The following is a 22,650-nucleotide window of genomic DNA, read 5'->3' as shown; positions in this document are numbered from 1 at the left end:
TATGGTTGATTATGTTTCTAAAGGTTTAGCGATTGGTAAATTTGTTACTAATGTAGTTTCAGATATGTCAACTGCGACATCAACGTCTAAAAGCAATCGGTATCGTGCCTCCCTTGCCGAAGAGAATTCTAGACGTGCGGATATTTTGCATTCTGAGAGAGCCGAGAGACTTCGCAAAGAGGGTTTGTTAGATGCAGGGCTATTTCAAATGAAAGCGGAGATGTCAGGACTTTCAGGGATCTCTGCTGATCTGTGGATTGGACAACGCTATGCGGATACGGAAAGAGAAGTAGAGAAAGCCCAAAGCACCCGTTTTTCCACGGTTCAGAGATTTTTAAAGGAACAACAGTGGCTGAAACAAAACGCTACCAACAGTAAGGTTTCAGGGATCGTATCCTCGGGTGGACATGGACTGACGCTAGCAAAAGACTTGTTTAAGGATAAATAAATGGCAAATCTTGATCTAAAACAAACGGCTAGTGAGCCTCTTGCTCCTAACCAAGATGCGGTTAGGGATGCGGTTGATCCCCTAGGTGGTTTAAAGACGGTAGCACAAGGCTTGGATAGTCTTAACCAACTTTATCAAGAGCGTAGATCCGAACATATTAAGGCTCAAGCACTAACTCAGGATGCATTGCATTCTGCGGATGATCACGCTGACTTTGCCCGATATATGACAAGCCTGCCTACAGGAGTTGACGTGCAAGCCCTGTCGCATAAATACGCTCAAGATCAATACTACAAGAGAGATAAAGAGATAATCGGTGTACCTGACAGAGAAACAAGAAATTATCTCAGAAATTCAAACAAGCGAAGTCTTGACAGAAGCTACAGCTAGGGACGGCACGAGGCTTACTCGTCATGAGTTTAGAATCTGAAAAGCATATTGGAGATACCGCCGTAGCTTTGGCTCTTAATATTAGACTAAGCCCAACGAATGAAAACTTAGAGCTTCAACGCAATCGTGGGTATGATGTTATAGATAAAAGTCTTTTAACGCCAGAAGACAAAGTTAAGAAGAAACAAGCGTTAGATAAGACGCTTCACAAATCCCAAACGATAGGGCTATTGTCTAACGAACCTGACATAGTAGGTAATCTGAGTTCCCTAGTATACGGAAGCCCTGTAGCAGTTAAGGATGGACTATCTCCAGATCAAATAGCGGAAAATGCGGACGGGGGAACGATAGAAATAGACGAGCATAAGCTTGATGGTAAGACGGGATATACAGGCATAGACTCTCTTTCAAGAGAAGACTTAAAATCACTATTGGATGAGCATAATAGAAAAACTAATGCTGAAAGACAATCTGGCAAAAAACGAGTTATTGAAACTATTAAGTTACGTACGACTGAGGCAAACAAGGGGAATATTTCCTCTGACTACGATGAAGTTTTTTCTGAATCCAACTTATCCCGTTATTACCAGCCTGCGGATGTTGAAAGTATCATCACTCAAGCTAAGCTTAAAAAGGATATCGCTCCTTATATTAGAGTTGTAGAGACCATGACTAACGAAGAGTACGCTGAGTTTGTATCCACCGTTAACAGTCGCACAGTCGATTATGATTTGAACGATAGGTTTAAAGCTCAAGCTTTTTTAAAAGAGCTTCAGGATAAAAGGGTTGCGTCTCTTAAGGAACTGTCAAAAGACCCGCACGGATGGCAAAGATCCAGAGGATTAGTTCCTCCTAATTTGAGTTTAGAAGCAGGGCAGTTAGCTTCTTCCGTTCTTCCTATTTTCGATGCTAATGAAAAAACGGAAAAAGACCATGGTGTAATTGTTAAAGGGATGGGAACGGACAAAGAAAGGCAATTATCTGAAAAGATTAAGGGAGAGAGGGCTGAAGATTTTGTTTCCTATTTCAGAGATGAGATGACTAAGGAGGGTGTAACAAAAAGCGATATTGAGAAGATAAAGAGTGTCGTAGACGGTATGAAAGACAAAGTTACATCATCTATTTGTCGTTTAGCTATGAGTGATTCTGCGGAGGCTAGAGCTTCTGCAATCCCAGTCATCTCTGGAGTGAAACACAGAGGCGATATTGAGCTTAAGCTTGAAAGCTCCAAAGGAAACGGGGTTAAGAAACTCTTTAACAATTTAATAAACAAAGAGATAGGACAACTTTATCAAGGCTCGGAGGACGCAAATTACAAGCAAGACGCCGAAGTAATTAAGCTTTATATCATGGGTAATATGCATAAGACAGGCAATTATACGTTAAATGGTGAGGTTGTGAGGGATGCAGTCAAAGCTGTATTTGGTAATACGGCGTACGCTGTGAACGGCTCTTATGTTATGCCCCCTCGTGGCATGTCTCACTATGAATTTGGGAATAGGTTGCACGGACTTACTTCTGATAAACTTGTTGGTCTTTTTGGTGATAAAAGTAAAGATAGATATCCAGAGAGTTACGGTTATCAGTCAGAGGGCGACGGGAAATATAGTTTAACGGTTGGTGGTGTTTATAAGAAAGACAAACAGGGGCACCCCTATAGTCATTAACATTTATGACGAATTACCCTAAAATGTCCTAGCTTGCAGATTGCAACGGTTAGTGGTGTTGAAGAAGTATATGAATGCTGTTTCATCCCGTATGAATAGGGGGGAATGATAATGCTTTTTATGGATAACGAGAGCGACTTTAACAAGCGTATGAAGTCTATAAAGAATGATAAAACGACACAGCCAGCGAAGAGGCAACCTGGTATATGGGATAACGCACTTGGTGCATCTGTTTTCTGGTGTTTTAGAAGCACCAGCAGATATTCTTTCTACAGTTACACCGTGGGAATACACACCTGATCCGTTAAAGAAGAACGCTCTGACGGTTGATCCCGAAGAGACAGGGGCTATTGGGCAGATAGGACATAGTTTATTACATTCTGTATCAGCCTTTGGAATAGGAGCTATGACAGGAGGTTCAATAGGAGGTCCACTAGGAGCTTTAGCTGGGGGATTTTTATCCGTTGCCTTAGCGGAGGGGAGGAGAGCTTTTGAGAACGCTAGAGATGAGGGGCAGGATAGTTCTACAGCGACTAAAGGAGGGATGAAGACAGGTGTTATTTCTGGAGCAGGTGCATTAATACCAGCTGGTTTTGGGGTTAGTGTTGTCAAGAGTGCAATAGCAAGTGCTGGTGTTAATCTTGGTCTAAGCAAACTAGATAGAATGGGCGATTACGCCATACTTAAGGCTAATGGATATGATGAACTCGCCGAACATGCTTCAGAGATGGACAGCATTTCGATCGCAACCGATATTGTTTTAGGAATGGCGTTTGGGGGCTTACATGCCAAGAATGCTAGAAGAAACAAAAAACTTGCAGGAATGAAACCTACGCCCTCTGAGGGTGATATTGCTACTGGGGCTAAAAATGAACTCATGACGTCTCGGACTTTGAATGATGCTGTTCCTACGACTAATGAGTCTTTTGAGACTCACATGTCCGCTATAGCTGAAGCGGAGCATGCATTAGTCAACGGAGAGAAGTTTGGTCTTGATTCGCAAAAGTTAGAAGCACTAGAGCGTGGAAGCATTAAGAAGCCAGATATTGAGGTTGGCACGTCTCCTTTTGCGGAGGATAGAATTGAACCTCGTTTATTGTCTGCTGATCAGAGGATAGCACAGACGGTTGAGATAATAGAGAAATTTTTCCAACTCTCAAGATGGAGCAAGTTCCATGCCACCGCAGATAAAGAGAGACATTAACATTGTTAAGCATAAGCTCATTGAGAGTGCAATATCGTGCTTTTATGAGAGAGGGGGCAAGTAATGCATCCAGAATGTATTGAAAGGGTCAAAAAGCTTGCTGGCGAGTGGAAGTTAGAACCAGAGGATCTAGACCAGATTGAGAGAGTATCTAAGCAAGCCCTATCAGGATTAGAGCTGAATGAGAGTTTTAAGAACCTTAAGACGGCGGATAAAGTTAAGGCACTGAGTGAGAAAGCACATTTACTTCTTTTAGAGAATGGTGCTTTTGCAATGTCAGAGACTCTCGGAGGTGTTGGCAGGGCTAAACATGGGGAACAACTGAACACTCTTAAGAACTTTTTGAGATATGAAACGACAGCATCTATAGAGAGTAGAATTAAAGGAGAGCAAGCGAACGCTCGGAAAGCCTTTCATGATTTTGAGGATTTAGGGTCAAAAAACCTAGGGTTCTCGGCGGATCCAATAACGAACGAAAAGATCACCAAAGCCCTAAGGGGGGTTGAGACCGATGATCCACAAGTGAATAAGTTTGGGCGAGCCTATCGCAAAATAAGGGATAGGGTTACAGCTCAAGCGGAAGATATGGGACTTCTTCATCCATTAGATAATTGGGGTAGTCCGCAGCCTGATGATGCCCTAAAAATAAGGGCTAAGGGCAAGAAAGCGTGGATTGAGACGATCATGCCTTGGGTTGATGTGGAAGCATACGACAAAAAAGGACTTTATGGCAAAGGATTAACAGAGTTTCTAGGGCATGTTTGGGATACCAAATCCAGCGAGGGACGAAACAAGATATTAGCTTCTGGCGGGGCTGAACAGGCGGGTAAAGCCTCTGTTGGCGGAAGTAGAAAGCAACCACGGCATTTGTTCCTTTTAGATGAACACTACAGCGATTACAATGCAGCATTCGGAAAAACAGGATTAAACGCTGAAGACCTTGTGAGAATGACCATAGACCCTCTTATTCGTGATATTGAGATAGCCCGTACGTTTGGTTCTAATGCTGATAACAATTTTAGGTGGGTTATTACGCAAGCCTACGAGAACGATTTAAAGAGTGCTAAGACGGCAAGCGATGTTACAAAGATGGGTGGATTATACAAAGAAGCCAATATCCTTTGGGATAGATTGACGATATCCAGTGAGATGCTTGATCATGAGTTATCTAACGCACAAATTAATCTGAGGGAGCTGAAATCAGGGTTTTCGACTTTTCAAGTGGTTAAGAGTTTTGGGATGCAGATATTTTCCGCCCTTCCAGAGACAATAAATTGTGTGGTTATGGGTTCTCATAGGCAGGGAATGCCGTTTTGGTCTAGGGCTTTGCCAGAGTTTAAGAGGCATCTAACGAACGCTAATTATAAAGCATCTATTCGAGCATTTGCCCCAGCTGGCGAGATGGCTATTACAGGGATGATGAATGAGTTTCACAATCAAAGTAAGTTTGTTTCTGGAATGAAAGTATTAGCGGAGAAAACGGTTAAGTGGCAAGGTCTGAAAGCTTTAGATAGGTTTCAGCGAGATTTATCTTTTGGTTTTACGTCCTCGTGGATGGGGGAAGTAACAAGGGGATTTAAGGGTCTAGAAGATTTTAAATCTCGTTATGGGGAGCAGACATTCAAGACACTTATTAAAGATTATGGTTTTACCCAATCCGATATGCATGCTTTGTCCAAGGTTGAGCTTGATGCTGGGAGGTTATTGACGCCCGATAGTATCCGAGAGTGTAGGCATCCTGATCTTGTCACACTTGCTCGTTCTGAGAACAAGTCTATTGAGCGAATGATGGGTGATCTATCGAGCAAGATGAGCGGGTATATTTGGTCTCAAACGCAAGATAATGCAAGAGGATCAGTTGGCTCTTCGTTAAGAGATACAAAGTACACATCTAGCAGGGGAGGCATACCAGGGTTGAGCCTTGTTACTCAATTCTTAACCACTCCAATTTCCATGGCGGAGAAGCATTTATGGGCTGTTCCTAAAACCCTTGTTGGTGGAGCGAATGGCATGTCAGCTTGGTCTTATAGGGCAAAGTTCTTAGCTTTTGGTATTGTTTTAGAGGGGATTGTCGCCAACACAGCAAGAAAGGCTTTAACTGGTCAAGAACTCGACGATTTTACCGATCCAAAGGTATTAGCTTTAATGACTGCAAGAACTCTTACGCACTATGATAGATTTTTCAACGAATATCACCATGACTTCAAAGACCTCTTGCATTCTGTCCCTGTAGCTTCAACCGTTATTGGTTTGGGAGACGCTGGTTTGGAAGTGTCCAGAAATATCTTCGGGGAAGATGAAGAAAAAAAAGCTAAAGCCAATGCCAAATTAGCCAAGGAAGTCGCTAATAATATGCCTTTAAAGAACTTATTTTATGTAAAAGCGGCTTTCCAGAAGATGGTAGTAGATAACCTCTGTGAGTACTTCAACGAGGGGTATAAGGATAGGTTAGCTATGAATCGTGAACTCCGTAAAAGCAGGAGTAATATAGGATGACTAAAAGGCAAGAACAGTACGTAACGAAGCAAGAGTTTAATGAGCTCAGTGCTAAAGTAGATTGTATTATTACGCATCTCAAAGTTTGTGAGAGGAGTGAACGTAAGCAACAACAAGGGATAGAAGAGATTTTAAATATTTTGCAAGGTCTTAAATGGTTTTTTGCGTCCATAAAGAACATAGCAATCATAGTTACTTCTCTGTCCGCCATACTCTACGGGGTGTTTAATATTAAAGGATGGCTTAAACAGTGATACAGTCGTTTCTTGCAGGTGGCATATTTAGGTTTGCTCTTCGGTTTGTTCCCTCTGTATTTGAGAAAATAGCTGATGGTGTATTAGAATATCTGATGCAGAAGCAATCGATTGAATACGATAAGATGAAGCTTGAGCAAACTAAGATTAACAGCTCTACTCAACTCGATCTAGCAGAGATTAAATACGGTATTGAAGAGTTAAAAGTCGATAAGCCAATCAGACTAGCAAGAATTAAAGCTCAAAAGGTCAAAAGTGGTATTAAGTGGATCGATGGTGTGAACGCCTTAATACGACCTTTAACAACTTTGTTTTGGATTATTGTTTATCCGCTATTGGTTTGGTGGAGTGTTAAAGAGGGCTATTTTGATAAAAGCCCTTTAGCCGTCTTAACCCTGTTCGAACAAGAGATTATCGCTTGTATCCTGGGCTTCTGGTACACAGATAAAATAGTACAGAAGAGGCGGGGTTAGTAGTTTCTAGTATCAAACTCATGTCTAGGCAGAAAGGGACTTAATTTATTCCATACGGCATTCGATTCATCATAGGCTTTATCGGCTTCTTCTGTAGCGTCTCGAACTTCATCAGCTCTTTTGTTGTATTCTTCGTTATCTTTATAGATGCCGTAAGAGCCATATTCTTTTTCCAACTGACCTCGGAGTTCATAATATTTACGTTCTGCTTCGTCTCGTTTAGCTTGTGCCTCTTTAGATTTACGGAATTTTTCGTCCCATGTGCTTTTTAGCCTTTCTATTTTTTCAATTTTTGATTCTTTTTGGGATTTTAATAGATCACAGCCACCTAGGGAAATGGTTACTGACAACATTGCTATCGTAGAAATTAAGCCTAGTTTTTTAATGTCCATGTTTCACCTCTCCAGATAAGATAGCGTGTACTACAATTAACACCTATAAATTGCGGGAGTCAATACAATGCCACATCTTTTAATTGATTTGGTTAAGGGATTTGAGGGATTAAGGTTAAAAGCCTATCGGTGTTCTGCTGGCATTTGGACTATTGGTTATGGTCATACTGGAAATGATGTTTTTGAGAACTTGGCTATAACTGAAAAACAAGCAAATGATCTTCTTAAATGGGATGTTTCGAAGTGCTTAAGCCAAGTATTTACCGTTTCCCCGATTCTTATTAATGCTGGTGAAAACCGCATATCGGCTATTGGGGATTTTGTTTTTAATCTTGGAATAGGGCGGTATAGGAATAGCACTTTGAGAAAACGTGTGGATAGAGAAGATTGGATTAACGCTTCTCATGAAATATGTAAATGGGTTTTTGCTGGAGGGAAGAAGTTGAAAGGGCTTGTAATCCGTAGAGAAATAGAGGCAGATTTGTTGTTGAAAAGTGAGATAAAAACACGGAGGTGAATTGCTAGCATTAGTCGCACCTTTTAAAAGGTAAGACTAGATCTTATAAAAAACATCGTTAAATCAATAAGTTATAGTTTTAATGGTGCACCCGACAGGATTCGAACCTGTGACCCTTGGAATCGGAATCCAATACTCTATCCAGCTGAGCTACGGATGCTCTGATATACATGTTTATAGTAGCCTGTAATAAGATAAAAGTCAGGTATATTTTACATATTTGATTTCAAAAAAGGATTGAGACGACGTTCTCTTCCTATAGTGCTGTTGGGGCCATGTCCACATACAAAAGATATTTCATCGCCTAAAGGAAGTATTTTGTTATTGATTGAATTCATTAATTGTTGGTAGTTTCCATGAAGAATATCGGTTTTCCCGATACTATCTCTAAATAGAGTGTCGCCCAAATGAGCAAAATTATTTTCAAAATTGACGTAAATGACATGACCAGGTGAATGTCCTGGACAGTGAAATACTTTAAAAACATGTTTACCAACTGATACGCTATCTCCGTCTTGCAACCAATGATCTGATGAAGTATTGCGTTCATTCATGCAAACTGATAGCAATTTGGCTTGTTCTTCTACATTGTTCATCATCATGGCGTCATCTTTATGGGGACCTATAATTTGTAAAGACAAATCTTCTTTCAGTTGAGCGGCTCCTCCTACGTGATCAATATGTCCATGCGTAATCCAAATCTGTTTGACACGAAAATTACGGGATTTAATAACGTCTTTGATTCTATCAAGATCACCGCCAGGATCTATGACTACAGCTTCCAAGCTCTCTTCGTCGAATAAGAATGTACAATTTTGTTTAAAGGGTGTTACCTTTAAAGAATAAAAAGATAATTTAGACACAGAGGATTTCCTTTGCCAATAATGATGGTAAAAAACAAAGCTCTATTACAGATCTTTGGTAGCATTGCAAGCGTTAAACATATAGCATGAATTTCAACCAGATTGTATTGTGAATATTATTTATAACCCCCGCTTGAGGTCATTAAGAAGGCCTCGCCACAAGCTTTTGCCAAAGATCTGATTCGGAGAATATAACGTTGGCGTTCTGTTGTGGATATTACGCCACGTGCATCTAAAAGATTGAAGATATGAGATGCTTTGATGCATTGGTCATAAGCGGGGAAAACGCATAAATGATGATTATGATGTTTGTTAGGAGCGCCTGCTTCTAAGAGTTTTTGGCATTCTTTTTCATGATCAATAAAGTGATTATGTAAAATATTCGTATTTGCATATTCAAAATTATAGCGGGAATATTCTTGTTCGGATTGGGCAAATATGTCTCCATACAGAACGTTTTTGCCTTCAATGGTATTAAACACAATATCAAAGACACTATTGACGTTTTGAACATACATGGCGAGCCTCTCAAGGCCATAAGTGATTTCGCCTGATATAGGAGAGCATTCTATCCCACAGACTTGTTGAAAGTATGTGAATTGCGATATTTCCATTCCATCGCACCAGCACTCCCATCCCAAGCCCCAAGCTCCAAGGGTTGGGCTTTCCCAATTGTCTTCAACAAAACGTATGTCATGAACTAGTGGATCTATACCTACGGCTTGGAGAGATTCGATATAAAGTTTTTGTAGATCAAGTGGATTAGGCTTTATAATCACTTGGAATTGATAATAGTGTTGTAAACGATTTGGATTTTGAGCGTAGCGTCCATCTAATGGCCTGCGTGATGGTTGTACATAAGCGGCTTTCCAAGGTAGTGGGCCAAGGGCGCGTAAGGTAGTCGATGGATGAAAAGTACCTGCACCAACTTCCATATCGTAAGGTTGTAAAATCGTACAGCCTTGTTTTGCCCAGTATTCTGTCAAAATTAATACGATATTTTGAAAAGAAGTTTTATTTTTTTTATCATGAATGGGCGCCACAATCATTACCTTTTATTTAAGACGGTCGCTTGTAAAACAATGCTCGTTTTTTTCATGGATTAATAGATTTTTCTAATAATTTAATGAAAATATTTGATATTTTATTAAATAACATAGATATTTTTTTTATAAGTTATATATTGTATTTTAAATTTAGTACAGTACACGGCAATGTTATTTTATTCTAGAATATAATTTCCAGTAAAAATTTCTTTATCTGAAGTGAAACACTTATTTTTGCAACCGTTTTATAGTGGCTTTTCCATTAATAAGATCAGTTACAAAATGCGAATAAGATTGTCCATTAGGCTCATGGAGGAAGATAGGAGAGCGAAAGTTTAATTTTCCGCGCATACCTTTGCGTCCTGTAACTAAAATACGAATGGCACATTCTCCTTTTCGTGGGTAAAGAGGAGTGATTTCCAAAGATCCGATGCGTCTTGCACAGGCGTTAACAACTTCTATAAGTGATTGAGGTCGTGCAATCAATGATAATTGACCGCTAGGTCGCATTATAGCACAAGCAGTGCGAATCCATTTTTCGAAAGATCCTTCTAACATTACGTGTGCCTCTTCTTTTACTTTATCAGGAGTAAGGGTTCCTATTCTCTCATTAAAGGGTGGATTCATGATAACATGATCATAAAAATTATTTTTTAAGCCAGCTAAACTACGCTTTTTTCCAGTTAATGTAACATCTACTTCAATGAGGGAAACGCGTTTTGAAATTTGTGCATTGGCAGGCAATGCTAAAGTTTTACGTGCATAATTGGCCATCAAGGGGGACAGTTCGACTAATAGAATTTGCGCTTCATGCAATCTAGAGGCGATGGCAAGCCCTGCAGCCCCTGCTCCTGCCCCGAGATCTGCCAAATGGAAAAGTCCTTTTGCATCAACTAAGGATGCTAAAATCATTGCATCCATGCCAGCACGATGTCCGCCTGTTAAGGGTTGTGCTAAATAGAAGTGGCCTTGATGAAAAGCATCTATTGTTTCATTTTCTGTAATATTGTTAAACATGATTTTACTAAAAAATTGTTGAAGACAGTATTTGTTTTTTAAAAATATTTGGCGACTTGATACGAATAGTTATGGCATCATATAACTCTATAAGATATTGGTAATATTCATGATTGTAATTATTAATTGTGAGGATTCCTTTTTATAAAAGAAGGAGATAAGTAGTTTTTCATGAAAATGCTAGAAGCCCTTACTGTCAAGGACATGAACAAAGTAAATTTGCTCATTATGGACAGAATTTGTTCAAATGTTACAATAATTCCAGATGTTGTAAAGTATCTTATTTTTTCTGGAGGGAAAAGACTACGTCCTATGTTAACTGTAGCGACGGCTTTGATGCTTGAATATCGTGGAAATAATCATGTTTTATTAGCATGTGCTATTGAATTTATTCATACGGCAACGCTTTTGCATGATGATGTCGTAGATGATAGCGCACTGAGGAGGGGAAAAGCTGCTGCACGTTTGGTATGGGGAAATCAGGCAAGCGTTCTTGTTGGAGATTTTTTGTTAAGTCAAGCTTTTAGTATGGTGATAGAAACAAAATCGCAGGAAGCATTGAAAGTATTATCGTTAGTTGCTTGTACTCTTTCCGAAGGTGAGTTGCGACAATTATCAATATCCAAAAATCTCAATGTCACAGAAGAAGATTATCTTTATGTTATAAAATCTAAAACAGCTGCATTATTTGTTGCTGCATTGGAAGTATCCTCTTTGATTTCAGGAGCACAGGATTCAGTTCGCGATGCTCTTAAATCATATGGAACAAATCTTGGAATTGCCTTTCAACTTGTTGATGATGCTCTAGATTATAGAGGTGAGGTTAATGAAATGGGTAAAAATATTGGGGATGATTTTCGTAATGGTAAGCCGACTTTGCCAGTGATTCTTGCGTTTCAGCGAGCAACAAATCAAGAAAAGAATTTTTGGAGATCCACTATCGGTGATGGGGAAATTAGCGTAGAAAATCTACAGAAAGCTCTTATTATGATACAGGAGTGCAATGCTCTGGTAGATACAAAATCTCAGGCGTATTATTATGGTCAAAAAGCTAAAGATTCTTTACAAGATTTGCCGAACAACCCTTGGAAAGCGTCTTTGATAGAAGTAGTGGATTTTTGTCTTCAACGTCTCGATTAAAAATCACAATCTGAGAAATAATACAATTTCTTGTGTTACTAAAGATTTTATTTAATGTTTTGTGGATTGGTTTTAAATGATTTTTCCATAGAAATATCGGACAATGTTTTTGCATGTCTCTTATAAACATAAAAGATTATTTTATAGGAGAAAGAGCCATGTCTTTTTGATGTTGTTTTCATATTTTCTTGTTTAGATCATTTGTTGGATGCAGATGATTTTTGATTAAGTTATGAGAGATATATTATGCGTAGAAACATACAAAAAATTCATTTTAGGGCATCTAAGTCCGAAAAAGCACAAGAAGCATATAAGGAGTTTATGAAAATCTATGAGAATAGCAGTTATGAAGAATCAGATGCTATCGTCATATTGGGAGGAGATGGTTTTATGCTTCAAAATCTTTCTCGTTTACATGGAAAGCCTCTTTATGGAATTAATTGTGGTTCTGTTGGTTTTCTGATGAATGACTATTGTACAAAGAATATTTTAGAGCGTCTTTCTGATGCCATAGAATATACTTTTCATCCTTTAAAAATGATAGTTTTTGATGATACGGATTCTATATGTGCAGAGTTTTTTGGCGTAAACGAAGTTTCTATTCTTAGAAAACTAGTTTCTGATCAAGTTGTTCAAGCAGCAAAATTAAAAGTGACAATAAATTCTCAAGTTAGGTTGCCTGAACTTGTTTGTGACGGCTTGATTGTTGCCACTCCCCTTGGTTCAACTGCATATAATTTTTCTGCTCTTGGTCCCATTTTACCTTTTGGATCCCCTCATTTGGTGCTTACTCCAGTGAGTCCTTTTAAACCACGTCGTTGGAGTGGAGCTGTCCTTTCAAATGATGTTATTATAGAAATTCAAGTTTTAGAGCATCAACAGCGCCCTGTGATAGCCACTGCCGATCGTTTGGCTATTGAACCGGTTTCACGGCTTCGTATTACTCATTCTCCTGATACAACCATGCGCATTTTATCTGATCCTAATAGACCTTGGTCAGATCGGATACTTGCAGCACAATTTCCTATTTAATGTGCTTTAAGTTGTTTTTTTAAAGCAAGAGCTGCTTTCATAAAATCATCCAAATCACCATTTAAGACATCTAAAGGGGAGCTTTTTTCTATATTTGTTCGTAAATCTTTGACCATTTGATATGGTTGCAAGACATATGAGCGGATTTGTCTTCCCCAGCCAATTTCTGTTTTAGAGGATTCTCCGATGTTTGCTATTTCCTCGCGTTTTTGTAGTTCAAGATCATAAAGTTTAGCTCGCAACATATTCCAAGCTTGAGCTTTATTTTTGTGTTGGGAGCGTTCTTGTTGGCATTGGACTACCACACCAGTTGGGATATGCGTAATACGTACAGCTGAATCTGTCGTGTTGACATGTTGTCCGCCCGCTCCAGAAGCTCTATAGGTATCAATACGGCAATCACTTTCATTGATTTCTATTTCAATTGATTCGTCTACAACTGGATAAACCCAAACTGAAGAAAAAGAAGTATGCCGACGGGAATTGCTATCATACGGTGATATTCGTACGAGTCTATGGACGCCTTGTTCTTCTTTTAACCATCCATAAGCATTAGGGCCTTTGATCAATAATGTAGCTGATTTGATACCAGCTTCTTCTCCATCATGTACTTCAAGGAGATCTATTTTGAATTTTCTTCTTTCGGACCATCGGATATACATACGGACTAACATATTTGCCCAATCTTGGCTTTCTGTTCCTCCTGCTCCTGCATGGACTTCAAGATAAACATCATTAGAATCGGCTTCGCCAGAAAAGAGGCTTTCAAATTGTTTGTATTCTGTATCTAATTTTAGTTGTTTTAGATTATCCAAGGACTCTTGCAATACAGAAGAATTATTTTCTTCTACAGCAAGATCTAGAAGTGCGATATTGTCATCAAGTCGATCCTGGAGTGCCTTTAAGGAAGAAACTGCATTATCTAGATGTTGGCGTTCGCGCATTAATATTTTGGCTTCTTCCACCTTTTCCCATAAATTTGGATTTTCAGCTTTGTCATTCAGAAAATGCAAGCGTTTTAGCGCATTATCCCAGTCAAAGAGACCTCCTAAGCAGTTCAATCGACTGCTTGATTTCATTGATGATGTTTTGGGTGTCGTTGTTTATCGATACCATTTTTTCATTTCTATTTTGAGTGACAAATTACCAAATCATTGTTCGATTTTAGAAAGTATACTAGCATGTGGTTTAGTATAGACCTCCAGAGCTAGAATTAATTGCTTTGTTAGCTTGAGGAGATCTTCGTAAAATTTCTTCTTGAGAAGAAACATTATTATTATCATCAATGACTGTATAAGTTTTTGCTGGTCCTGTCCCAGGCTTAAAAGTTTCGATGATTGTATCAGGATTCCCTTTTTGAGATAACATCCCTGTCCATTTGTTGATAGGGATAAGGCTCATTCCTGTTGGGACAACAAAACGAGCATAGGGGGTTTCTTTAACGGCTTCTCGCATAAAGGCATTAAAAATAGGTGCAGCAAGAGTGCCTCCAGTTGCGTTGTTTTTTAAAGGAGATGGAATATCATACCCAATATAAACGCCAGTTACGAGTGTAGGTGTGTATCCTATAAACCATGCATCTCTATTATTGCTACTTGTACCAGTTTTCCCAGCAACAGGTCTATTTAATCTGACTTGACCTGCAGCAGTCCCGCGTTTAATAGCTCCTTCTAATATAGAAGTAATTTGATATGCGGTCATGGGATCCAACACTTGTTCTCTTTTGTCAATTATTTCGGGTTCATCTTGTCCACTCCAAGTATCATAATTGCAATAATCGCAAATACGTTGTTCTTGATTGAAGATGGTTTTTCCAAATCGATCTTGTATGCGATCAATAAATGATGGGCGAATTTGTTTTCCTCCATTGGCAAAAACTGCATAAGCCGCAACCATGCGAAGAACTGTCGTTTCTCCTGCCCCTAAGGACATTGCTAAAACGGGAAGCATTTTGTCGTAAACACCAAAGTTTTCAGCGTAATCGGCGACAACGCTCATTCCCATATTATGGGCAAGGCGTACCGTCATGCGATTGCGAGATTTCTCGAGTCCAAAGCGTAAAGTATATGCTCCAGAAGATGTTTTGCTAAAATTTTCAGGTCTCCAAATATTTCCTCTGGAAAAAACTTCAATTGGTTCATCCATAATTATTGACGCAGGAGTATAACCGCTATCTAATGCAGCGGCATATACAATTGGCTTAAAACAAGATCCAGGTTGACGCATTGCTTGGGTAGATCGGTTAAATTCTGACTGTGAATAGGAAAATCCTCCTACAGTTGCGAGAATACGACCAGTTCGAGGATCCATTGCGATCAATCCTCCTTGTAGTTTTGGAATTTGACGTAATCGCCATCCTTCGTCAATATGTTCTACATAAATCACATCTCCGGGGGATAGAATGTTCCGAGGATCTTGTTCGGAATTTTGATTTTTGGATAAGGAATTATAAGCCCATCGGATCGAATCTACTTCAATTACCCCTTTTTTCCGTTCGGTTGTAATTTTTCCATTTGATTCGATGGTTGGACGAAGTCCTATGGTAATATGCGAATTGGAAACCTCTAGAACTACAGCAATATTCCATTCGGGAACGTCATACAAACTAGAGATAGATGCCAGTGCATGCCCCCAATCTTTCTTTAAGTCTATCTTCTTTATAGGTCCGCGAAAACCATCACGTTGGTCGTAATTAACCAATCCATCTTGAAGAGCTTTTCGTGCATGAAATTGTAATTGTGGATTAAGAGATGTACGCACAGATAATCCATCTTCATAAAGCGCTTTTTCACCGTAACGATCAATAATTTGGCGTCTTACTTCTTCAGAGAAATACTCAGTTCCAAATAGGTGGGATCTGCGTTGCCTATTTGTGATTTTAAGCGATTTTGATTTTGCAACTACCGCTTGCTCGTGAGATATATAGCTATTTTCTTCCATACGATCAATGACCCAATTTCGGCGAGCAATTGCCGCTTTGTTTTTTCGGAAAGGGTCATAGTTGCTCGGTCCTTTGGGAAGTGCTGCTAGGTAGGCGGCTTCTTCTATAGTTAGCTCGCTTACTGATTTGTCAAAATAGGTCAGAGCTGCACTTGCAATTCCATAAGAATTGAATCCAAAAAAAATTTCATTCAAATAAAACTCTAGTATTTTTTCTTTATTGTAGGCTTTCTCAAGGCGAAAAGAAAGGAGTATTTCCTTGATTTTTCGATCCATGGTTTGATTGGAGCTCAGAAGAAAATTTTTCGCAACTTGTTGTGTTATAGTAGAAGCCCCTTCTGGACGGCGTCCATAACCAATATTTTTTATATTGTGGAGGGAGGCGCGTATAATACCAAAGATATCAACTCCTGAATGATAGTAGAAATTTTTATCTTCAGCAGAAACAAAGGCATATTTAACGTGAGAAGGAATTGTATGGATAGGCAAAAATAATCGATTTTCCTTTGCATACTCTGCTATTAAAGATCCATTTCCCGCATGAATTCTAGTGGTAATAGAAGGTGAATAGGAATTAAGGATGGCGTAATCAGGGAGGTTTTGAGAAATTTTAGCAATATAGATACTAGCCCCTAGTATGGCACCTAGAATAGAATAAGTGGCAAAGCCAAAAAAATATCCAATAAATCTAACTATACGAGAATACAATACAAATTCCCCGACGTTTGGAGCATAAAATTATCAAGCATTTTATTTTATGCCAAAAGCTACTCATGCAATTTTAATTGAAGGCATCCTTTAGTAATTTTTAGAGCCTAAGATAGGTTTGTATGCGTGATTTTCAAGAAAAAAACAAGCTCTTCCTACATATAGAAGGTATAAGATTTTTTGTAAACTAATCATGCTACTTTTTCTCAGATTTTGTTCTGTTGTATAAATATAACTTGTATAGAATAATTATTGCTAAATGAATTAATTAAACTCTAGAAATACAACTAAACGCTTCTTCCCTCTTGCTATATTAAGATATAAAAATTACTAGTAGATGGTTGCCTTTTTATTTTACGAGTAATGTATTAGTAAAATTGTGTGATTATTTTAAGGATTTAGGATACATAATGGTTGGAAACATTGGTTTTTAAGTCGTATTCTTTTTTCGTAATTTCCCCGATGTAGAAATCGGTTTTTCCTACCTTCTATGTTTTGATGGTTGATAGGAATAGTTTTCGTTGGATTTTCCCATTAGGAAGGTCTTTGGATATAGTTATAAGTTAGTTTGACTCATGTCGCATGAAAGTTTTTGAATTGTGTGGTGCAATTAAGAGAGGGACAGCTCGTATTTTATGCTAAGTGCGCATTTGAGATCCAAAATATCTTTGTCACCAAGTGCTATCAATCGTGTTTTCTGGTTTTATATTAATTCAGATTACTGTCGATTGAATTGCCAAGGAGAAAGAAGTTCATGGCTAATAAGATGCTTATTGATGCTTCGCATGTTGAGGAAACACGCGTTGTTGTCTTACGAGATAATCGCGTTGAAGACCTTGATTTTGAATCTGAACATAAAAAGCAAATCAAAGGAAATATTTATCTAGCGAAGGTTACACGGGTGGAACCTTCCTTACAAGCAGCTTTTGTAGATTATGGGGGAAATCGTCATGGTTTCCTTCCTTTTCTCGAAATCCATCCGGATTATTATCAAATACCATTTTCTGATCGTCAGGCATTATTGAAAGTATCCAATGTGCAAACGGATAGCGGTGTTGTAGATAGTGATGTTGTAATAACGGATAGCGGTGTTGTAGATAGTGATATTGTAATAAATGATGATGTTAATTCTGTTGAATTAGATGATGTTGCCTCTACAACGAACCTATCTCATGAAATATGTTCGAGCAACGATGTTGTTTTTGACAATGAAAATGTTGAGGTTGATTCCTCTGAGAATGTTTCTAAAAAGTTGCGAAGACAATATTGTATCCAAGAGGTGATTAAGAACCGCCAGATTTTATTGGTGCAAGTTGTTAAAGAAGAGCGTGGGAACAAGGGGGCAGCGGTTACAACGTATCTTTCTTTGGCAGGAAGATATTCTGTATTAATGCCCAATACTCCTAAAGGAGAGGCTATTTCTCGCAAAGTAACTAATCCTGTTGATCGTAATAACCTCAAGGAGATTGCTCGTACTCTTGAGGTTCCGCCAGGTATGGGAGTCATTCTGCGTACAGCAGGCGCATCTCGCACGAAGATTGAAATAAAACGTGATTTTGAATATCTTATGCGTCTTTGGGATAATGTGCGCGAATTTGCTTTAAATTCAGTTGCGCCTCATTTGGTTTATGAAGAAGGTAGCTTAATTAAGAGAGCAATTCGGGATCTTTATAGTAAGGATATCACTGAGATTATTGTCTCTGGAGAAAAAGGATATCGTGAAGCAAAGGATTTTATGAAACTTTTGATGCCTAGTTATGCTAAAATAGTTCGGCAATATAATGATGTGCATCCTATTTTCTCTCATTCTGGAATTGAAGCTCAGTTGGACTGTCTCCATCATACAGAGGTCACACTACCATCTCGGGGTTATATTATCATTAATCAGACAGAAGCGCTTGTCGCTATAGATGTAAATTCAGGGCGTTCAACACGAGAACATTCTATAGAAAGTACTGCTTTTCAAACTAATTTAGAGGCTTCTGAAGAAATTGCGCGTCAGCTACGTCTTCGTGATTTAGCTGGCTTGATAGTCGTTGATTTTATTGATATGGAAGAAAAGAGAAATAATCGTGCTGTTGAAAAGAAGCTTAAAGATAGCTTAAAAAAGGATAGAGCACGCGTCCAAGTAGGTTCTATATCTCATTTTGGTCTTTTGGAAATGTCTCGACAACGTATTCGGTCTTCTGTTTTGGAAAGCACTACAAAAATTTGTAGTACTTGTAAGGGATCAGGATATGTTCGTTCTCAATCTTCTATAACGCTAAGTATTTTAAGAAGTATAGAAGAGTATTTACTAGAATACACTACACACAACATTATTGTTCATACTCACCCAGACTTCGTTTTATATTTACTGAATCAAAAGCGTGCTACAATTGTTGAATATGAGAGTAGATTTGGTGTTTCAATTAATGTAGTGATTGGTCTCAGTTTAGCAGATAAGCTTTTTAATATTGAAAAGGGATCTCCTGTTCAGTGTCCGGTAAAAATTGAGCATATAGTTGATTTCTCTCATATTCAAATGGAAGATAATAAAAACGTTGAATGTTCGCAAAAAGATCAGAATGTATTATTGCCGATTTCCAATTTAGAAAAATCAGGAAATACCCAAGATAAAATAGATGATTCTATAGAGCAAAGTATTAATTCAAGGGATACTGAGGGTGCATTGGATGAATCTTCTGGTATTGTTGTGCGTAAGAGAAGAAGGAGACGTAGGCGTAGACGCCCGGTGATAGAACATAGTGATGTTGTGGCATCTGATGTTTTAGGTTCTATTACGCATGTTGTCGATGATTCTTTAGCAATTCAAGACATTGAGTCTGCTCATATTCAAAACCAAAATTTAGCATCGGATGATTCTCCTGAGTTGATAGCGGAATCAGGTTTTATTCCGAATCCTCTTCCAATTACCTCTGAGACAGATAATAATACTTCTGAACCAGTCGTCAGAAAAATAGGGTGGTGGAGGCGTCGTAAGTAGTTAAAAGATATAGATATATATATTGATTAAGCGCATGCCGTAATTTACAAAAGGGAAAGGTTTTTAATTAGTCGAAATTCTTCCAGGGGCTAGAAGATGTCTCAATTTTTTTTGTCGGTTGTATGAGAGATCTTTTTAATATCAAAATGGTTGATTTTTTTTATTTACAACTCTATGATATTTATAGTTTAGACAATATCTTTAAATGTGCAGAGTAAAGATTTACTGATGATGCTCTTGATAGATTTGTCAATTATTAGAAAAAATAATACAAGGGATTGTTTGCATTTTCTTACTATTGATGTATTTTTTTTAGATCTAAGCCAAGCTATTTTAAAGTGTTGTCGGAAGATATTTCTAATGCCCACGCTTTTAAAGTGTACAATGTTTCTAATGCTTTTAAAGGAGTCATTTCATTGGGATCAATTTGATTTATTTTTTCCAAAAACAAATCGTTTTTGGAAATACTTTCCTTTGATTCTTCCGGTGGAAGTTTTGATATTTGACCATATTCTCGTACATCTTTTTGATTTTTATCATATAGTTTTGCGAATTTTTTTAACACTTCATATGCACGAGATATGACAGAAGGGGGCAATCCAGCTAATTTCCCTACTTGTATTCCATAGGAATGATCAGCAATTCCAGGAATGACTTTGTGTAAAAAAACGATCCCTTCAGCGCTTTCAGAAACCTGTAAGGTAGCGTTATGAAATCTTGCTAAACTTTTTGATAAATCTGTTAATTCATGGAAGTGGGTTGCTAATAATCCACGACAGAGATTAATTTCGTGTAGATATTCTATAGTTGCCCACGCTATAGAAAGACCGTCTAATGTGGAAGTCCCTCGCCCAATCTCATCCAGAATAACAAATGATTGATTAGTGGCCTGATTTAAAATGGATGCTGTTTCAATCATTTCTACCATGAAAGTAGAGCGTCCACTTGCTAAATTATCTGCAGAACCGACGCGCGAGAATAATTTATCCACGATACCAATATGGACAGAAGAGGCGGGAACATAAGATCCCATTTGTGCCATGATAACAATAAGAGCGTTTTGACGTAGGAATGTGGATTTTCCTCCCATATTAGGGCCTGTAAGGAGCCAAAGCTTTCCATTTTTCTTGTCGTCGGAACAAGATAAATCACAATCATTTGTTATGAAAGGTTTTGATGATTGGTATTTCAATGTTTTTTCAACGACAGGATGGCGCCCATCTTTTACAATAAATTTTGTTGAATCATCAACAATTGGACGACAATAATTTTGTTCTCTAGCTAATGTTGTTAAAGCAATTGATACATCAATGACATCAATTACTTTTGATGCGTCATTCAGTGATTCTGATTGTTCTATTATAGCCTTAGAGAGTGTTTCAAAGGCTTCTAATTCAATTGACAAGGCTCGATTTGTAGCATTAGTAATACGATTCTCTAGATCAATAAGCTCAAGGGTAGTAAAACGAGTTAAATTGGTCATAGTTTGGCGATGTATGAAGCGATCTTTGGATTCAAAATCTTTTGTTAAAATTTTAGCATTACTGGAAATAACTTCAATAAAATATCCTAAATGATTATTATGTTTTATTTTTATATTTTTTATGTTTGTTTCTTCTGCGTATTTTAATTGTAGAGATGCAATAATACGTTTAGATTGATCGCGGAGCAATCGCGCTTCGTCTAGAGATGGATCAGCTCCATCACGTAAGAACCCTCCATCTTTTTTTAGAGTAGGCAAGTCATCGGAAAGCATTGATGATAGTGTTTTTTCAAGAGATTGAGGCAACTTTTGTAATTTTTTAACAGCATCACGTAGTTCTTCTGGTATGTCTTTTTTTGATATGGCATCTAGCATGTCTATGCCAGAGCGTATGCCATTGCGAACAACGGCGATATCTCGTGGTTCTCCTCGTTCAATTTTGAGACGTGAGAGTGCTCGTGGTATATCAGGAGAAGATTTTAATATTGTTTGTATAGACTTGACCAATTCTGGATTTTTAAGGAAAAAATTGATTGAATCAAGGCGGATATTAATTTTTTGAGGATTGGTTAAAGGTGACGCAATTCTTTCGGCAAAAAGCCTTCCTCCGCCTCCCGTTAAGGTATAATCGATATTTTTCAAGAGAGATCCTTCGCGAGAACCTGAGAGGGTATGGAGGATTTCTAAATTGGAACGAGCGGCGGAATCAATAAACAATATGGATTTTATATCTTCTCGCTCAGGATATCCGATAGTTGGCTTGTCTAAGAGCTGTGTTTTTTTGATATAGGAAATCGCAGCAGCAGCAGCAGTTTTTTCAGCTTGAGAAAAGGATCCAAAGGTATCCGTAGTTGTTATTCCATAGTAGTCAACAATACGCTTTTCAGCAACGGCATTGTCAAAAAACACGCAAGGTTGAGGTATGGATATATTCCCCAATGTTTCAAAGAGTGATTTGTATTCAGAATTTAGTAGCTCTTCTTCAGAAAAGATAACTTCGCGTGGATCAATACGCATGATATCTGAAATCAATCTATTACGATTTGATTTGGATATTTTAAAAACACCAGTAGAGATATCGATCCAAGCAATTGCCCATTCTGTTCGAATACGAGCGACTGCCATGAGATAATTAGAATCTGTTGGTGAAAGCAGCTGATCTTCGGTAATGGTTCCAGGTGTTACAAGACGGACTACATTACGACGAACTAATGACTTTTTGTCTCGTTGTTTTGCTTCGAGAGGGGTTTCAATTTGTTCACATAGAGCAATTCGATGTCCTATTTTAATTAGTTTTTGAATATAATGATTGCTAGTATGTACTGGGACCCCGCACATCGGAATATCTTTTCCTAAGTGTTTCCCTCTTTTGGTTAAGGTTATTCCAAGGCAACGGGAGGCTATAATGGCATCTTCAAAAAATAATTCATAAAAATCTCCCATCCTATAGAATAGTAAGCTATCAGGATTGATGGATTTTATTTCGATATATTGACGCATCATGGGAGTCGAAGACTTTAGATCTTTTTCTATATCAATGTTTTCAAGGCATGATTCTTGTTGAGATGAAAACTCTTTCGTCATGTATTATTAA

Annotated in this window: 18 protein-coding genes and 1 tRNA gene; 11 read left to right on the top strand and 8 right to left on the bottom strand. The window is 38.2% G+C overall.

Features of this window, described 5'->3' with window-relative positions; genetic code table 11:
• Position 1: 1 nt before the first annotated feature.
• The 7 genes from CKC_RS00875 (at position 2) to CKC_RS00845 (ending at position 6,932) form a co-directional block, all read left to right on the top strand.
• Positions 2–448 carry a hypothetical protein gene (locus CKC_RS00875; protein ID WP_013461587.1) on the top strand — a complete coding sequence of 149 codons (447 nt, stop codon included), beginning with the start codon at positions 2–4 and terminating at the stop codon, positions 446–448.
• A complete protein-coding gene (locus CKC_RS00870) occupies positions 449–838 on the top strand; it encodes a hypothetical protein (RefSeq protein WP_013461586.1) in 390 nt (129 codons plus the stop codon).
• Positions 839–861: 23 nt separating this feature from the next.
• Positions 862–2,505: a hypothetical protein gene (locus tag CKC_RS00865; protein WP_013461585.1), complete on the top strand. Its 1,644-nt coding sequence runs from the start codon at positions 862–864 to the stop codon at positions 2,503–2,505.
• A gap of 223 nt (positions 2,506–2,728) precedes the next feature.
• Positions 2,729–3,709 carry a hypothetical protein gene (locus tag CKC_RS00860; RefSeq protein WP_013461584.1) on the top strand — a complete coding sequence of 327 codons (981 nt, stop codon included), beginning with the start codon at positions 2,729–2,731 and terminating at the stop codon, positions 3,707–3,709.
• Between the two features lie 63 nt (positions 3,710–3,772).
• Positions 3,773–6,205, top strand: coding sequence for a hypothetical protein (locus tag CKC_RS00855; protein ID WP_013461583.1), 2,433 nt, complete (start codon positions 3,773–3,775; stop codon positions 6,203–6,205).
• Entirely contained in the window at positions 6,202–6,459 is a 258-nt protein-coding gene (locus CKC_RS00850) for a hypothetical protein (RefSeq protein ID WP_013461582.1), read from the top strand. The genes CKC_RS00855 and CKC_RS00850 overlap by 4 nt, the downstream gene beginning before the upstream one ends.
• On the top strand, positions 6,456–6,932 hold the full coding sequence (locus tag CKC_RS00845) for a hypothetical protein (protein ID WP_013461581.1): 477 nt from the start codon (positions 6,456–6,458) through the stop codon (positions 6,930–6,932). The genes CKC_RS00850 and CKC_RS00845 overlap by 4 nt, the downstream gene beginning before the upstream one ends.
• Here CKC_RS00845 and CKC_RS06030 read toward each other — a convergent pair.
• Positions 6,929–7,324, bottom strand: a complete 396-nt coding sequence (locus tag CKC_RS06030) for a small effector proten (protein ID WP_013461580.1) — start codon at positions 7,322–7,324, stop codon at positions 6,929–6,931. The two genes, CKC_RS00845 and CKC_RS06030, sit on opposite strands and share 4 nt — an antisense overlap.
• Before the next feature lie 67 nt (positions 7,325–7,391).
• Here CKC_RS06030 and CKC_RS00835 point away from each other — a divergent pair, with 67 nt between their 5' ends.
• Positions 7,392–7,841, top strand: coding sequence for a lysozyme (locus CKC_RS00835; RefSeq protein WP_013461579.1), 450 nt, complete (start codon positions 7,392–7,394; stop codon positions 7,839–7,841).
• An 83-nt stretch (positions 7,842–7,924) separates the two neighbouring features.
• Here the strand turns inward: CKC_RS00835 and CKC_RS00830 are convergent.
• The 4 genes from CKC_RS00830 to CKC_RS00815 all read right to left on the bottom strand — a co-directional run bounded on the left by CKC_RS00830 (position 7,925) and on the right by CKC_RS00815 (position 10,767).
• Positions 7,925–8,001: transfer RNA gene (locus CKC_RS00830), tRNA-Arg, on the bottom strand.
• Positions 8,002–8,053: 52 nt separating this feature from the next.
• The gene (locus CKC_RS00825) at positions 8,054–8,704 is read right to left on the bottom strand and encodes an MBL fold metallo-hydrolase (protein WP_013461578.1); all 651 of its coding nucleotides are present in this window, start codon (positions 8,702–8,704) and stop codon (positions 8,054–8,056) included.
• 116 nt (positions 8,705–8,820) lie between these two features.
• A complete protein-coding gene (locus tag CKC_RS00820; RefSeq protein ID WP_044054048.1) occupies positions 8,821–9,753 on the bottom strand; it encodes a glycine--tRNA ligase subunit alpha in 933 nt (310 codons plus the stop codon).
• 225 nt (positions 9,754–9,978) lie between these two features.
• Positions 9,979–10,767, bottom strand: a complete 789-nt coding sequence (locus CKC_RS00815; RefSeq protein ID WP_013461576.1) for a tRNA1(Val) (adenine(37)-N6)-methyltransferase — start codon at positions 10,765–10,767, stop codon at positions 9,979–9,981.
• 171 nt (positions 10,768–10,938) lie between these two features.
• Here CKC_RS00815 and CKC_RS00810 point away from each other — a divergent pair, with 171 nt between their 5' ends.
• Together CKC_RS00810 and CKC_RS00805 are read left to right on the top strand one after the other, a co-directional pair.
• Complete coding sequence (locus tag CKC_RS00810; RefSeq protein WP_013461575.1) at positions 10,939–11,907, top strand: polyprenyl synthetase family protein; 969 nt, start codon at positions 10,939–10,941, stop codon at positions 11,905–11,907.
• 246 nt (positions 11,908–12,153) lie between these two features.
• Positions 12,154–12,939: an NAD kinase gene (locus CKC_RS00805; RefSeq protein ID WP_013461574.1), complete on the top strand. Its 786-nt coding sequence runs from the start codon at positions 12,154–12,156 to the stop codon at positions 12,937–12,939.
• On the opposite strand, the gene prfB is transcribed toward CKC_RS00805, so the two are convergent.
• Positions 12,936–14,046 (bottom strand): peptide chain release factor 2 gene (gene prfB, locus CKC_RS00800; protein ID WP_143827792.1). Its coding sequence is split into 2 segments (ribosomal slippage): positions 12,936–13,976 and positions 13,978–14,046, totalling 1,110 coding nucleotides; the frame shifts between segments, so codons are not numbered across the junction. The genes CKC_RS00805 and prfB overlap by 4 nt on opposite strands.
• 81 nt (positions 14,047–14,127) lie before the next feature.
• A complete protein-coding gene (locus CKC_RS00795; protein ID WP_044054195.1) occupies positions 14,128–16,575 on the bottom strand; it encodes a penicillin-binding protein 1A in 2,448 nt (815 codons plus the stop codon).
• A gap of 766 nt (positions 16,576–17,341) precedes the next feature.
• Between CKC_RS00795 and CKC_RS00790 the strand changes: the two genes are divergently transcribed.
• A complete protein-coding gene (locus CKC_RS00790; protein ID WP_013461571.1) occupies positions 17,342–19,573 on the top strand; it encodes an Rne/Rng family ribonuclease in 2,232 nt (743 codons plus the stop codon).
• Positions 19,574–19,901: 328 nt separating this feature from the next.
• Here CKC_RS00790 and mutS read toward each other — a convergent pair whose 3' ends face one another.
• Complete coding sequence (gene mutS, locus CKC_RS00785; protein ID WP_013461570.1) at positions 19,902–22,640, bottom strand: DNA mismatch repair protein MutS; 2,739 nt, start codon at positions 22,638–22,640, stop codon at positions 19,902–19,904.
• Between the last annotated feature and the right edge of the window lie 10 nt (positions 22,641–22,650).

Source organism: Candidatus Liberibacter solanacearum CLso-ZC1 (assembly GCF_000183665.1).
Classification (GTDB): domain Bacteria; phylum Pseudomonadota; class Alphaproteobacteria; order Rhizobiales; family Rhizobiaceae; genus Liberibacter; species Liberibacter solanacearum.
Note: the sequence above shows the minus strand (reverse complement) of the source record. Positions and strands in the feature narration are given on the sequence as shown.

What these genes read in the sequence shown, in the direction of transcription:
- CKC_RS00850 (WP_013461582.1), top strand. Translation starts at nt 6,202, where the DNA reads ATGACTAAAAGGCAAGAACAGTACGTAACGAAGCAAGAGTTTAATGAG.
- CKC_RS06030 (WP_013461580.1), bottom strand. Translation starts at nt 7,324, where the DNA reads ATGGACATTAAAAAACTAGGCTTAATTTCTACGATAGCAATGTTGTCA.
- CKC_RS00810 (WP_013461575.1), top strand. Translation starts at nt 10,939, where the DNA reads ATGAAAATGCTAGAAGCCCTTACTGTCAAGGACATGAACAAAGTAAAT.
- CKC_RS00820 (WP_044054048.1), bottom strand. Translation starts at nt 9,753, where the DNA reads ATGATTGTGGCGCCCATTCATGATAAAAAAAATAAAACTTCTTTTCAA.
- CKC_RS00875 (WP_013461587.1), top strand. Translation starts at nt 2, where the DNA reads ATGGTTGATTATGTTTCTAAAGGTTTAGCGATTGGTAAATTTGTTACT.
- CKC_RS00865 (WP_013461585.1), top strand. Translation starts at nt 862, where the DNA reads ATGAGTTTAGAATCTGAAAAGCATATTGGAGATACCGCCGTAGCTTTG.
- CKC_RS00790 (WP_013461571.1), top strand. Translation starts at nt 17,342, where the DNA reads ATGGCTAATAAGATGCTTATTGATGCTTCGCATGTTGAGGAAACACGC.
- CKC_RS00835 (WP_013461579.1), top strand. Translation starts at nt 7,392, where the DNA reads ATGCCACATCTTTTAATTGATTTGGTTAAGGGATTTGAGGGATTAAGG.
- CKC_RS00855 (WP_013461583.1), top strand. Translation starts at nt 3,773, where the DNA reads ATGCATCCAGAATGTATTGAAAGGGTCAAAAAGCTTGCTGGCGAGTGG.
- CKC_RS00870 (WP_013461586.1), top strand. Translation starts at nt 449, where the DNA reads ATGGCAAATCTTGATCTAAAACAAACGGCTAGTGAGCCTCTTGCTCCT.
- CKC_RS00805 (WP_013461574.1), top strand. Translation starts at nt 12,154, where the DNA reads ATGCGTAGAAACATACAAAAAATTCATTTTAGGGCATCTAAGTCCGAA.
- CKC_RS00815 (WP_013461576.1), bottom strand. Translation starts at nt 10,767, where the DNA reads ATGTTTAACAATATTACAGAAAATGAAACAATAGATGCTTTTCATCAA.
- mutS (WP_013461570.1), bottom strand. Translation starts at nt 22,640, where the DNA reads ATGACGAAAGAGTTTTCATCTCAACAAGAATCATGCCTTGAAAACATT.